At 61.7% G+C, this 14,412-nt stretch carries 4 protein-coding genes; all 4 read left to right on the top strand.

Annotated elements, in window-relative coordinates; genetic code table 11:
* Positions 1–26: 26 nt before the first annotated feature.
* The 4 genes from ACFHWS_RS17730 (at position 27) to ACFHWS_RS17715 (ending at position 14,382) form a co-directional block, all read left to right on the top strand.
* Positions 27–3,536: a LamG domain-containing protein gene (locus ACFHWS_RS17730; RefSeq protein ID WP_416568584.1), complete on the top strand. Its 3,510-nt coding sequence runs from the start codon at positions 27–29 to the stop codon at positions 3,534–3,536.
* A 160-nt stretch (positions 3,537–3,696) separates the two neighbouring features.
* Complete coding sequence (locus tag ACFHWS_RS17725; RefSeq protein WP_416568583.1) at positions 3,697–10,416, top strand: polymorphic toxin-type HINT domain-containing protein; 6,720 nt, start codon at positions 3,697–3,699, stop codon at positions 10,414–10,416.
* Positions 10,409–10,768: a hypothetical protein gene (locus ACFHWS_RS17720; protein WP_416568582.1), complete on the top strand. Its 360-nt coding sequence runs from the start codon at positions 10,409–10,411 to the stop codon at positions 10,766–10,768. Before ACFHWS_RS17725 ends, ACFHWS_RS17720 begins: the two co-directional genes overlap by 8 nt.
* A 488-nt stretch (positions 10,769–11,256) precedes the next feature.
* Positions 11,257–14,382, top strand: coding sequence for an RHS repeat-associated core domain-containing protein (locus ACFHWS_RS17715; protein WP_416568581.1), 3,126 nt, complete (start codon positions 11,257–11,259; stop codon positions 14,380–14,382).
* The last annotated feature ends 30 nt before the right edge of the window (positions 14,383–14,412 follow it).

The following is a 14,412-nucleotide window of genomic DNA, read 5'->3' as shown; positions in this document are numbered from 1 at the left end:
GTTCGAGTAGGCCGCACCAACGTGGGGTGCGGACCCTGACGGCCATCGTGCTGATGCTGGCTGGTGTGGTTGTGCTCCCGTCCATGCCCGCAGAAGCCGAAGCGCCCGAGCCGCAGTGCGTTGACCAGGTCGCCACGTCGGCTGAGGCCGAGCGGATTGCGCTTGCCTGTGCCGCCCGTGTCGAGGCCCTCGATGAACGTGACGAGTATTCCCAGGTCTACGTGGAACCTGACGGCACCCGCACGCTGGAGTCGGCCGTCGTGCCTCAGCGGATCCGGACCGGGACCGACTCGTGGGTGCCGGTATCGACCGATCTGGCGGCGCAGCCGGATGGCCGGCTCGCCCCGGCGGCGACGACTGCCAACGTGACATTCAGCGGTGGCGGAACGGCCCCGCTGGTAACCCTGGAGGTCGACGGAGAAGACTTCACCCTGTCGTGGCCTGATCCGCTTCCTACGCCGACCGTGCAAGCTGACACGGCTGTGTACGCCTCGGTTCTACCGGACGTCGACCTGCATGTGATGGCCACGGCGACAGGCTTCAAGCACGTCCTGGAGGTCAAGACCGCTCAAGCGGCTGCCCACCCGGACTTGGCCCGAGTGCGCTACATCCTCGGTGGTGACATTGCGCCGGAGCCGCTGCCCGATGGCGGGCTCCGACTTGCCAACTCCCAAGGACGGACGGTCGGGGTCACCCCGACCGCGTCGATGTGGGACTCGTCGGTCGACCCGGCAAACGGCGGCGAGGTAACCGACGGCGGACGCGGCGCCGTTACCGCTGCTGCAGAACCTCCGGAGCCGTCGACCGCTGCCGGCCCCGGTCCAGCCGCCGCCAAGGCGGCCATCGACGTGGACGTTGCCGCTGGCGACCTGGAAGTCCTGCCGGACCCGGCGGTGCTGAACGGCCCGGAGACGATCTACCCGGTGTTCATCGATCCGGCATTCGAGAACAAGAGCACCTCATGGGCGTACGCGAACAACAGCAACAACAACTGGGATGTGGAAAACCAGGCCTGGGTTGGGCGGAATCCGTACGACGACGTCCTTTACCGGTCCTACTTCCGCTTCAACATTTGGCCAGTTCGTAGCAAGCAGATCCTCTCCGCCGAGGTGCGTATGCGCCTCGACCACTCCTGGTCCTGCTCGCCGACCTGGGTGCATCTTTTCCGGACGGCAGGGATCAACGACACGCCGCGGATGTCCTGGGGTGCACGTCCACTGCCAACATCGGCCTACCTCGGGGCGCAGGACGCTAACGCGAACGAGGCCGGTGGGTGCGGCGTGATCCAGGACGACGTCAACGTCGAGTTCGGCGGTTCCGCCGTGACCAACGACGTGCAGTACTCGGTCAACCAGCAGTGGAGCGGCTACACCGTCGGGCTGTGCGCCTGTAACCCCTCTGGGCAGTACGAGTGGAACCAGGACAGGTGGAAGAGGTTCTACGTTGACCAGAGTTGGTTGATCGTCAACTACAACTCCCGACCGGGTACCCCGACCGAGCTGACCACGTCGGCGGTCGCCTGCAACGGCATCGTCGGCACAACATCGCCGACGCTGCGTGCCCGGTATCGCGACTCGGACGAATCGGACACCCTAGTCGGCACGTTCGAGTGGAGACAAGTGGGTGGCGGAGCCACCCTGGTCACCGGCCCGTCGCGTCCAGCCAACAATTTCGGCGAGGTCACCCTCAATCTCGGGGCGGGGGCCGAGGGCAAAACGTACGCCTGGCGAGTGCGTGCCAACGACAGTCATGCCGATTCCGACTGGTCCACGAGCTGTCAGTTCACCGTCAACGCCAGTGCGCCGCCCGCCCCGGGAATCAGCTCCACCACCTACCCATCTGGGCCGACGGCGCACGGCGGCCCGGGAGAATCCGGCACGTTCACCTTCACCGCCGGAGCCACAGACGTGACCACCTATGTCTACGGTTGGAGCAATCCACCAAGCAACCAGGTCACCGTATCGCCGGGAGCATCGCACACAGTTGCGCTAACCCCGCCGAAGCACGGCACGAACGTGTTGTACGTCTTCAGCAAGGACAGCGCAGGTACGCCGAGCCCGACGGCTCCGTACCAGTTTCTAGTTGGCTCGCCGTCCGCACCGATCGGTCACTGGCCACTTGACACCGTCAACGGACACGGGTTGAGCGATGTTGTCGGCGACGCCGACCTGACAGCGACCGGTGACGTGACTTGGCCGGGCGACACGCGGTTGATCGGCGAGAGCGTTCCGTTCTTTGACAGCGTGACCGAGTCGCCCACCAACATCTACGGTACCGCGACGGCGAATGTGCCGGAGTTGGACACCGCAGGGTCGTTCAGCGTTACGGCGTGGGTGCGAGCCTCATCACTTACAACCGGAAACCGCACGGCGGTAAGCCAGGACGATAGCGACTTCAGCGGCTTCTACCTCGGATTCCGCTACCTTGGTAACCCGCCTGCGCCATATTGGTCATTCATGATGGGTGACTCGCCTGCAACCGGTACCAACCATCGAGCGGACTCGACAGTGCCGCTGACTACAGCAGACGTCGGAAAATGGACGCACCTGACCGCAGTCCACGATGCTGAGCTCGGCATGATGCGCCTCTACGTGAACGGCGAACTGGCGGCGGAGACAACCCGAGCAGCGACACCGTGGACATCCACAGGTCCACTCGTCGTCGGTCGGGCCCTGTGGTATGGCTCGCAGACCGACACTTGGCGTGGCGAGGTGACGGATCTTCGGATATGGGACAGAGTCCTTGTTTCTGACGACCTGCACGGTACCAACACCGATCCACAAGCTGGGACCCAGGCCACGCCCGGTATTCTGGCTCCAACCAGCGTTGGTGACTGGGACTTTGCTGGATCGGTTGACTGCTGGTGCGACGAGGCCTTCGATGTGGATCCTTGGAGCAGGCACATATACCTTCAGGGTTGGGACTCCGACCCGCCCGGCGCAGCTTTCACCAATGATGGCCACGATGAGAACGACGCCGCCTGGTTTGATGGAGTTGGTGGATACGCATCCACTACCGATCCGTTCACCTCTGCAGATCGACCGGTGATCCGGACCGACCAATCATTTACCGTTTCAGCTTGGCTTCAACTCGACGGGGATCCCAGCGATCCTCTGCCCACCGGCGACGTCGTCGCGGTTGCTCAGGGCGGGGCACAAGCGGATGCCTTCCTACTCGGTTACCAGGCAGCGACCGAACAGTGGGCCTTTTGGATGCAAAGTGGCGACACCAACAATGCCGCTACCCTCGGATTGGCTACATCGGCCGTCACGCCCGTGCCAGGGGAGTGGTTCCATCTGGTTGGCGTCTACGACGCGGGCTCCGAGGAGATCCTTCTCTATGTGAACGGGCAACCTAGCGGGGCGGTTTCTCTCAGTTCGCCCATGACATGGTTCGCAACAGGTTCCCTCACGCTCGCGAGAGAACGCTGGAACGGAGGCCTTCAGAGCTTCTTTTCAGGCAGCATCGACCAAGTGACGGTATACGCGGGCGTGGTGAATCCGCGTTTGGTGCTGAACCTTTATTCAACGTTGTGACCGCGGAATATGCACCGTCCGTGCCCGATCCGACCTGGAGGTCGACACGATGACCAGCATGTCAGCCACGCACAAGCGTTGGCGGCGGGCACGCCGCGGCGAACCGTTGTCAGCGCACCGTCGGTGGCGTCGGCCTGCGGCGGTCATATTCGCGTCCGTCATGGCGATCTCGCTTGCTGCGGCGGTCCCGCCGATCCAGCCGGCTGCTGCGGGGCCGGCCCGGCTGCAGGCTGTGCAACCGGACCCGGTACAGGTGAAGGAGGTTGAGAGCCGTCCCAGCCCGGACGGTGCGACGGCCAGCGTCCAGTGGAAATCGCCAGCACCACCAGTGTGGCCTGAGCCCGGCACTGCCCGGGTCCAGCTTCCGAGCGCAGGGATGACCCGCGACCAAGCCCGCCGGCTTGGCGAACCAGCGCCGCGGCAGCAGGCGCGAGTACCCGGATCGCCGATCTGGTTGTCGCTCGCCGACACCAAATCTACCGTGAGAGCCGAGAAACGCCGCGAATTTCGAGTCGAAGTCCTAGACCGTGCGGCCGTCCAAAGCGACCTGCATGCCGGTGTCGTTATGCGGATCGCATCCACCGGAAGTTATTTGGGTTCCGACCGAGTTACCGTGACCGTCGACTACTCCGACTTTGCGGAAGCCTATGGGGCGGATTGGGCACTTCGCTTGCGAATGGTTCGGTTGACCGGTTGTCGATCTGCCTTGTCTGCAACTTCCACATGCGACGTTCAACCCCTGCCATCTCACAATGATCTCCGGGAACAGCGGGTTACCGCAGATATCGATGTGGGCGAGCAGGGTGCAGCCAGTTCCAGCACGACTGTTGCTCTTATGGCCGATTCCTCATCGCCTGCTGGTGACTATAGTGCAACCCAATTGCAGCCGACGTCGACGTGGTCTGCAGGTGGTAACGCTGGCAATTTTGCATGGACGTATCCGATGCGCGTTCCGCCGTCGATCGGCGGGCCGCAACCGGAAGTGTCACTGGCGTATTCGTCCGCGGGTGTCGATGGACGAAGCGAAGCTACCAATAATCAGCCTTCGTGGATCGGCGAGGGCTTTGAGTATGCGCCTGGTTTCATCGAAAGGCGCTATCGTCCATGTCGCGATGACATGAGTTCCGGTGCCAACAACTCGACTGAAACTGGTGACCTCTGCTGGTCGCGTGACAACGCTATTCTCTCTCTCAACGGTAGTTCGGTCGAGCTTATTCGCGACGGAGTTTCCGGCGAATGGCGGCCCAAGACCGACGATGGTTCAAGGATCGAGCGTTTGACGAACACTGTCAACGCCGACAACGATAACGAATACTGGAGAGTTACGACTGCTGCAGGGATCCAGTACTATTTCGGCAGAAACCGGCTCCCGGGATGGACTACTGGCAAGGCCACGACGGAATCTGTGTGGGCTGTTCCGGTGGCCGGCAACCACTCTGGTGAGCCGTGCCGACAAGCCTCGTTTACGACGTCGTTCTGTAATCAGGCGTGGCGCTGGAACCTTGACTACGTGGTCGACCTACACGGCAACACGATGTCTCTGTGGTACTCACGCCAAACAAACAAATATGGGCGGAACATTACCGCGAGCGACGCTGTCACGTACACTCGCGCTGGAGTGCTGCAGCGCATCGATTACGGCACAGATAATCGTGGCGGTACCGACACGGTTTACACGACGGCGCCAGTTCCAATGCAGGTCGTTTTCGCGAGCAGCGACCGGTGTCTGTCATCATGCTCGTCGCATGGGGAGAATTGGCCGGACACCCCCTGGGACCAGGAGTGCAGTGGTTCGACCTGTACCGACCTGTTCTCGCCAACCTTCTGGTCGACCAGCCGTCTGGCTTCGGTGACTACAAAGATCTGGGATGCCGGTGCCGGTAGCTACCGGACGGTCGACTCTTGGACTCTCACCCACGACTTCCTGCCCACCGGTAGTGGTACGAGCCCGGCGCTCTGGCTCGATGCCATCGAACACACTGGGCACGCTGGTGCCACTTCAATCACCTTGCCTTCGGTCACCTTTGGGCAGGTGCAGCTGCCCAACCGAGTCGACACCGTCGGCGACACGAAGCCGGCAATGAACTGGAATCGAATCAGTAAGATCTGGACTGAAAGCGGTGGTCAGATTTCGGTGGCATACTCGGATCCACAGTGTGTCCCCGGCAGCCAGATGCCATCTGCGGCACATACCAATACGATGCGTTGTTATCCGGTTTTGACTGAGGCGCCCGGTGGTGGGGTTGAGACCGACTACTTCCATAAGTACCTGGTGAAGACGGTCACCGAAACCGACTGGACCGGCGGTGGTATCCCGGTAGTGACGGAATATGAGTATCTCGGGACACCCGCGTGGCACTACACCGTGGACGACGGGATTACTCCCGATGCCTATCGGACATGGTCAGACTACCGAGGTTATGAGAAGGTGCGGACCCGTGTCGGCGCACCTGGTTCACAGACCTTGACCGAGACCAGCTACCTGCGGGGTATGCACGGTGACCGCGCATCGCCGTCCGGTGGGACGCGCAGCGTGCAAACAGGTGCCTCGATTGGCGACCCAGTAAACGACGAGGACGCCTGGTCAGGGATGGTACGTGAGCGAGTCGTCTACAACGGCGTTACTACCGCCCCAGTGTCAAAAACTGTGACAAAGCCCTGGCAATCGGGCGCAACCGCCACTCGAACCATCGGAAGTTCGACGGTGTACGCACGCTATGCGGGAATCGACACCAGCTACGAGTCCGTACTGCTCGATGGGGGCCGCGGCTGGCGGACCACCAAAGTCGTCAACACTTACGACACCTACGGCATGGTCACCCAAGTTAACGATCTGGGCGAGGTGTCTGCAAACGGGGCGACCGACGTGCCAGGCGATGAAAAATGCGAAAAAAGTACATACGTCAGGAATACAAGCATCAACCTGCTTAACCTTCCTGGGCGGGTGCAGATATTCGCGCTTGCCTGCGGACAGGCGGCAACATCTACAATGCATGTTATCGGTGATGTCCGAAGCAGCTTCGACGGCCAAGCCTATGGTGTAGCCCCGACCAAGGGCGAGGTGACCCGGACGGAGAGTTTGAAGGACTGGTCACCAGCCGGTGGAGGTACAACGACTTGGCTGACGGCGACGCGGGCGAGCTACGACGCATACGGACGAATAACTGAGAGCTGGGACGTTCGGGATAACAAGACTACGACGGCCTACACGCCAAGTGCGGGTGGTCCGCTGACACTCATAACAACCACTGGGCCTTTGGGGTGGGTGTCGACTCAGGAAGTCGAGCCGGCCTGGGGCATCGCAGCTGCCAATGTAGATGTCAACAATCGCCGCACCGAGTTTGGTTACGATGCCTTGGGTAGGCTGACTAAGGTCTGGCTGCCGAACCGGTCGAAGAGTGGCGGGGCTGACCCGAACGTTGAGTACTCCTACGTGGTGCGGAAGTCCGGCGACGTCAACGCGGTTATCACAAAAGAGATAAATGCTTCCTCGAATTATATCACCACATACGCGTTGTATGATGGTCTGCTTCGCCCACGGCAGACCCAGCGTGCAGGGCTCGCTGGCTCTGGGACAATTTTGACCGAGACTGTCTACGACGCGGCAGGTCGCCCGCATGTTAACAATGACTGGCATCACGTGGCAGGGCTAAGCCCCAGTGCGGACCTTCAGACGATTCTCGAATGGGAGGTCAAGAGTCAGACTGTTATCGAGTATGACCGCGCTAATCGGACTACCGATGTCATCCAACGAACCGCTCCCGGTGTCGAAAAATGGCGAACAACGAAAGAGTATGGCGGTGATCGCGTCTACTTGACGCCGCCAATCGGAGATACGCCGACAACTACTGTCGTCGATGCTCGCGGAAACGTTATAGAGCATCATCAGCACAAGGGAGCCACGACTGCGTACCCCGCAGCCGTCACGACGTATGCCTTCAATGGCAAGGATCAACTAGAGAGTGTCATTGACGCGGCAGGCAATACGTGGAGCTATGAGTACGATATACGTGGGCGGCGAATCTCCGCTGACGACCCAGACGCAGGTGTGAGCACTCGTGTCTACAACGACTATGGCGATTTGACCCAAAGTACCAATGCCAACAGCGATGTGCTCGCATACGAATACGACGTGCTCGGACGTAAGGTTGGTGTGTACGATGACACTATCTCGACCACGAACCGGCGTGCGACGTGGACGTACGATACGATTGGCACGGCCAAAGGGCTGCTGTACACGGCTAGCCGGTGGATTGGCGACGACGCATACACGATCCGCACTCGTGGTTACGACGCCTTCTATCAATCGATGGGCGAGGACTACGTTATACCGTCTAGTGAGACTGGGCTATCTGGGACTTACACCTTCCGGCGTACCTATCACGCCGACGGCAGCCTGGCCTCAAGCTACTACCCAGCAAAGGGGGGCCTGCCGTCCGAGTACCTGAAGTACGAGTACGACCCCGTCACCGGACTTGCAGAAAGAGTCGCTATCGGCGTGTCCGATCAGTACGTGGCCAATACCGAGTACACACCTTTCGGTGATCCTGCACTGATTGTTTATCAGCCGGAGTCAACAGCATTCGTCGAGCGGGCATTTATTTATGATGACGTGACCCGCCGGTTGACTCAGGCGAGTACCAACCGCCAGGTGGTTCCCCAGCAGATCGCGGACGTTACCTACAGCTATGACCCTGCCGGCAACATCACCAAGATTGCCGATGTTTCCACTGGTGGCGCTGTTGACACGCAGTGTTTTGAGCACGACTACTTCCGCCAGTTGACCGAGGCGTGGACGCCGGGCAACGGTGATTGTGCCGAGTCGCCTAGCGTAGGGTCGCTCGGGGGGCCGGCGCCATACTGGCTGTCCTGGACGTTCGACAGTGTTGGGAACCGACTGACGGAGGTCTCGCACGCGGCAGGTGGGGACACCGTCCGGTCATACAGCTACCCGGCCGCTGGTGGTAGCCAGCCGCATGCCCTTCTGTCTGTGACGACCACCGGTCCCGGCGGCAGCAGTTCGACCTCCTTCACCTATGACTCTGCTGGCAACACCGCGACACGACCGAGCCCGACGTCTGGCACGCAGGTCTTGGACTGGGACTCCGAGGGTCGGTTGTCGGAGGTTGACGACCCCGGTGACGATCATTCTTTCGTCTACGACGCGGATGGGACTCGTCTGGTCAGGCGGGATGGTGCGGGCAAGACGCTCTACCTGCCGAACATGGAGGTTCGGTACAACACCTCTACCGGGTCGACCACCGCCGACCGCTACTACACGTACGTTGACGGTGTCTATGCGATGAGGAACGGGCTTGGTCTGACCTGGCTGGTTGGTGACCACCAGTCGACGCAGTCAATAGCCGTCACCTCGTCCAGCACGCAGCCGGTCACGCGTCGCAGGCAGACGCCGTACGGTATGCCTCGGGGCAGCGCACCGAGCTGGCCGAACCTCAAGGGTTTCGTTGGCGGCGATGTCGATCCGACAGGGCTCGTTCACATCGGAGCACGCGAGTATGACTCCGAGCTTGGCCGGTTCACCAGTGTTGACCCTGTCCAGGATTTCGCAGAGCCGCAACAGTGGCACGGATACAATTACGCGAACAACAGCCCCGTCACCTTCTCTGACCCGACAGGGCTCTACGCTATCGGCGATAATGCTGGGCACGTCAGGTCGTATCGCGAGAAGGAAAAGGATGGAACATACAGGGTTGATGATTATACGCCAAAAAATGCTCCAGACCACATGTTTCAAAAGGTTGTTTATGTTCTCAATCCTAGATATAAAGTTGAGGCTAATGGTTTCGGCCAGACGTTTCTGAATGGTTATCCGCTTCCTTCTGGTGGACCTAGTCCGGCCGAGCTTATTGGCTATCTCGAAGAACATTGTCAAGACCAGCATGCGTGCAACTTCGACTTTGCCTGCGGGAATTTCCTGAGTTGTGATCCTGCGATGACTGACCTGGAAGCCACCGCGGTCCTGCGGCACATCTGCGATAGAGGGCATTGTGATACCGACTTCCGAATCAAGGTCGAGGACGACAACATACTCCTCGTCGGGGTCGTGCACGGAATGTTTGGTATGCCTGGTGGGGTCGGTGGCGGTCGCAGGCGGGGTGCTGGTGGCGGTATAGGTACCGGTCATCGGATCAACTTGAGCGCCTGCAAAAACAGCTTCGCTGCCAAGACCGAAGTTCTCATGGCGGACGGCTCCACCAAAAAGATCTCCGATGTAAATGTTGGGGATGAAGTCCTCGCCACTGATCCCGAGAGTGGCGTAACTGCGGCTCGAATGGTGACGGCGGTTATAGTCGGATCGGGCATCAAGCATCTTGTCCGGGTCGCTGTCAAGTCACAGTCGACAGGCGAGCGTGAAGGTTCTGTCGTCGCTACTGCAGATCATCCCGTTTGGAGTGTGACGGGCGGTAAATGGATTGATGCCGAGGACTTGGAGGAGGGCGAAGCGCTCCGGACAAACGGTAGATCTTCGCCAGCGGTTCTCCACGTTGAGAGATCTCTTGATATTGCCACCGTCTACAACTTGACGGTTGCCGGTATTCACACCTACTATGTGCTAGCCGGCAACACGCCAGTCCTCGTACACAACACGGGACCGTGCGGCCCGGTGGACGCTTGGTCGCCTGGAACATTCGGAAGCGCTGAAGAATCGGCAACGTATCACGTCGGTAAGCATGGTAAGGGGAGAACGCTAGCCGAATACACAGATGAGGCGAAGAATCTGTGGGCTAGAACTCCCGAAGGAGATCGTATTCCTTGGAAACTGAGAGATGGCAGCGAAGGATGGAAGATCAGAGGTGGTTTCCGCGGAGGCGAGGGAATCTATACCAAGGACGGAAAGATCGTGACCTGGCATGACTGATTCGTCTGACTTCCGGCACGCCTTCATGATGTTCCGATCCGTGCCTTATCCGGCCTATCCACAACTAGTGGAGTTGCAAGATTGGAACTCCCTGCTTCTAACCATTGATGGGCACATCGCTGGATATGCATCTAAGGTCCATGATGGTCGAATGCGTGCACAAGATGTTCCAAATCTCGATCAACTTATTCTTGAAGTGAGTTCACTGGGGTCGTCGCTCGATCAGATCGAGCCGGTGACAGATGAGGATCGCCAATCGATTGGTGACTATCGGTCATATGTGGCGGCCCTGGGGCGTATGGTGTCGGAGCTTGGTGGCCTTGCTGATCAAGAACGGCGATCGACTGATTAGCGCGGAGTCATCGAGTCCGAAGTGTCGGCACTTACCGACCATAACGGTGCGTGATGGGAGAGTGTCGGCGGCTGTCGGGGTTTGCTCGGGTTGCCGTCACCGTTGCCGTCAACGGCGAGGTATACATCCGAGGCAATCGATGTAGTGTCTCTGCGTCGTGGTCGGACGTCAGATCTTGGCTGGCGTGCCGCATAGCGGTGCGGCCGATCACTGGGAGCCTCGGCGGTGGGTGCTGGCCCTGGGCGATCGTCGAGGCCCCGGCCGACGGTTCGGCTCGGCGGTTCTTACCGTGATCTTGCTTCTTGGTGTGGTGGGCGTGCGCGCGGGGCCGGAACGGCTGCAGCGCGTGCGCGGCCCGGCTCTGCCGGGCCGTTCTTGATCAGGTATAGCAGTTTTGTGCCAGGCATTTGGTGCTATTCGTTGTCTATCCGAACTTTTGAGGGTATTTCGGACTGGGTTGTTCGGCGTGTGATGCGGTGCGGGGCGACGTGACCCGTGTCGAGCAACTCGCCTCGTACACCGGCAGCACCCCGAACTGGGTGAAGACCGCCACCGCCAGCTACGACACGTTGGGCCGGACCATCTCCTCCGGTGACGCGCTGGACCGGATCACCACCACCACATACACCCACAACAACAACGACCTGCTCGGCGCGGTCACCACGACGAATCCGGCCGGCCACAGCAGCACCGTCAACCTGGACACCACCCGAGGGCTGCCGACGACCGCCGTCGACGCCAACGGGAAGACCACCACCGTCTGGCAGGACGCGCTCGGCCGTCTCACCCACGTGTGGGCACCCGGCCGCACCACCAGCCAGACCCCGGACAGCGAGTACGCGTACACCGTCAGCCTGACCGCACCTGCCACCGTCGAGACCAAGGCCCTCGGGCCGAGCGGGAACGTCATCACGTCGTTCGACATCGCCGACGGGTTGCTCCGCCCCCGGCAGACACAGGTCACCGCCCCGGACGGCAAACGCACCATCAGCGACACCCAGTACGACGGCCGTGGCCTCGCGACCAAGACGTCGACGTTCTACAACGACGCGTCCGGGCCGACCGGCAGCCTGGTCACCTTCGCCGACACCGCCATCGAGTCGCAGACCCGCACCGTGTACGACGGTGCCGGCCGGCCCACCCGTACCCAGTTGTGGTCGGCGAACGTCTTGCAGTGGGAGACGGTGACCGGCTACGACGGTGACCGGGTCACGGTCGACCCACCCACCGGCGGCACCCCGACCACGTCGATCATCGACCGCCGGGGCAGGCAGACCGCGCTACGCCAGCACACCGGCTCGTCCCCGACCGGCGCCTACGAGGAAACCAGCTACGGCTACAACCCGCGTGACGAGCTGACCACGGTCACCGACCCGGCCGGGAACCAGTGGACCTACACCTACGACCTGCTCGGCCGGCGTACCGGCACCGTCGACCCCGACGCCGGCACCTCCACCAGCACCTACGACAACGCCGGCCAGCTGGTCACCACCACCGACGGCCGCGGCGAAACCCTCTGGTACGGCTACGACAACCTCGGCCGCCGTACCGAGCTGCGCGACGACACCTCCACCGGCGTACTGCGGGCGTCGTGGACGTACGACACCCTTGAGCTCGGCCTGCCGACCTCGTCGACCCGCCACATCGGCGGCGACGCGTACACCACGGCGGTCACGGCCTATGACGACGGCTACCGGCCCCTCGGCGCCACCGTCACCATCCCGGCCGCTGAGACCGGGCTGGCCGGCACCTACACCACCAGCCACACCTACCACGACAACGGCACCCCGGCGACCACCAGCCTGCCCGCGATCGGCGGCCTGCCCGCCGAAACCCTCACCTACGGCTACCACACCGCGTCCGGCCTGCCCACCACCCTCACCACCGGCACCGACACATTCGTCTCCGCCACCAGCTACCACTACGACGGCAGCATCGCCCAACGCATCCTCGGCACCGGCGGCACCCGCATCCGGGTGTCCTCACCGGTCGAGACCGCGACCCGCCGCCTGGCCGCCTCCCAGGTCGACACCGAACACCCCACCACCCCCGACACGTGGAACGACGCCGCCACCACCAGCTACACCTACGACCCCGCCGGCAACGTCACCTCGATGGCCGGCACCACCGCGGGTGTCGCCGACCAGGCCGAATGCTTCACCTACGACCACCTCCGCCGCCTCACCCAGGCCTGGACCGAAACCACCCCGACCTGTACCACCCCGCAACGCACCGGCGCCGACCCCTATCGACAGGCCTTCACCTACGACACCACCGGGAACCGGCTCACCGCGACCACCTGGTCCGCGACCGGGTCGACGACCGCCACCTCCACCTACCCCACCCCGGGCAGCCCCCAACCGCACGCCGTCACCGCCGTCGACCACACCTGCGAGACCACCGGCACCGACACCTACGCGTACACCACCGGCGGGCACACCCAAACCCGCACCGTCGACGGCGTCACCCAGACCCTCACCTGGGACGAGGAAGGCCACCTCGCCACCACCACCGAACCCGGCCTGGACACCACCAACATCTACGACGCCTCAGGGAACCGGCTCATCCGCCGCGACACCACCGGCACCACCCTCTACCTCGGCCACACCGAACTCCGCCGCACCGCCAGCAACGGCCAGATCGACGGCACCCGCCACTACCAACACGCCGGCGCCACCATCGCCGTCCGCACCGTCACCGGCCTCACCTGGCTCATCCCCGACCACCACGGCACCAACCAGATCAGCATCGACCCCACCACCCTCGATCTCACCCGCCGCCGCACCCTCCCCTTCGGCGACACCCGCGGCACCCCACCCACCGCCTGGCCCGACGACAAAGGCTTCGTCGGCGGCACCAAAGACCCCACCAGCCTCACCCACATCGGCGCGCGCCACTACGACCCCACCCTCGGACGGTTCATCTCCGTCGACCCATTCGTCAACCCCGGCGACCCACAAACCCTCAACGCCTACGCCTACGCCAACAACAACCCCACCACCTACACCGACCCCACCGGCCTCTACTTTGAAGAGGGCTCTTACGGGAATGGGAAACGTGGCTATATCACCAAAACGCCATCCGGGAAGAAGAAGATCACTACAACGGGAAAGTCGGCAAATATCCCAGATGCGAGAGGGTCGTCCGGTAGAAAGGAAACCCCTGGTAGTTCCGGCGCGGGGTCGACGGGCGGGGGTGGTCGTGATGTTGAGAGTAAGAGCCGAAAGGACATCATCGATGGCGCTATGATGCTGGGTGAACGGGGTGAGTTGGTAATTGCACCGTCCTCCGCTGATCTTGACGAAATGTTGCAGCGAGCTCGCGATAGTTATTGCTCCTGGCTGACTCTAATCTGCGATGAAACGCAGTTGGGAAACTATACATATAACTATATTTGCGAGCGTCAATCATCGTGGTGTGCGGACTCTGCTCCCCTGTATGTTATTTACCAAGAGGCCGGACTTGGCCCGGCTGTCAGGGCGGCGTTGCCTGAGGTCTTGCGTAGTGGGGTGAAGGGGCTAATCAAGAACGCCAAACTGCCGGTTTCGGGTAAAATCAGATTTGTCCCGCCGAAGCGAACCTCAGCCTCGATCCACCGACGCGGTTCGTCTTGAGCTCGGTTGAGTAGTTTCGGTATTGGGTGG

This window comes from Micromonospora sp. LOL_013 (assembly GCF_048060315.1).
Lineage (GTDB): Bacteria > Actinomycetota > Actinomycetes > Mycobacteriales > Micromonosporaceae > Micromonospora_E.
Note: the sequence above shows the minus strand (reverse complement) of the source record. Positions and strands in the feature narration are given on the sequence as shown.

Bases quoted from the DNA above. Each gene is read 5' to 3' on its own strand.
- ACFHWS_RS17725 (WP_416568583.1), top strand. From the start codon at position 3,697: ATGGCGATCTCGCTTGCTGCGGCGGTCCCGCCGATCCAGCCGGCTGCT.
- ACFHWS_RS17720 (WP_416568582.1), top strand. From the start codon at position 10,409: ATGACTGATTCGTCTGACTTCCGGCACGCCTTCATGATGTTCCGATCC.